General features: G+C 74.7%; 1 protein-coding gene and 1 pseudogene (1 of these 2 running past the window's edge). Both read left to right on the top strand.

Annotated elements, in window-relative coordinates; translation table 11 throughout:
• Positions 1-241: part of a GAF domain-containing protein coding region (locus CCN33_RS29350; RefSeq protein WP_140394746.1), annotated on the top strand (this coding region is incomplete at its 5' end). 289 nt of the annotated region lie to the left of the window's left edge; the window shows 241 of its 530 annotated nt.
• Positions 234-332 (top strand): annotated as a pseudogene (locus CCN33_RS31360) (DNA-binding response regulator); the annotation flags it as partial. The gene CCN33_RS29350 and the pseudogene CCN33_RS31360, both read left to right, overlap by 8 nt.

Below are 332 nucleotides of genomic sequence, written 5' to 3'. Positions count from 1 at the left end.
CGCCCTGCGCCACTCCGGCGCCGACAACGTCCACGTCGACGTGGCACGGCGCGGCCGGGGAGCCGTCCTGCGTATCACCGACGACGGCCGCGGCTTCGACCCGACCGCCGTCCGCCGGGCCGGCCGCCACCTCGGCCTCGTCTCCATGCGGGACCGGGCCGACGGCGCGGGCGGCACGCTCACCGTGGAATCGGCGCCCGGCAAGGGCACCGCGATCGAGATGGAGGTGCCCGGTGGCTGAGCCGATCAGGGTGCTGCTCGTCGACGACCACCAGGTCGTCCGCCGTGGCCTGCGCACCTTCCTGGAGGTGCAGGACGACATCGAGGTGGTC

Origin of the sequence: Streptomyces recifensis, assembly GCF_002154615.1 — a bacterium.
In the GTDB taxonomy this organism is placed as follows: Bacteria; Actinomycetota; Actinomycetes; order Streptomycetales; family Streptomycetaceae; genus Streptomyces; species Streptomyces griseoluteus.
This window is presented reverse-complemented; position numbering and strand designations above follow the sequence as displayed.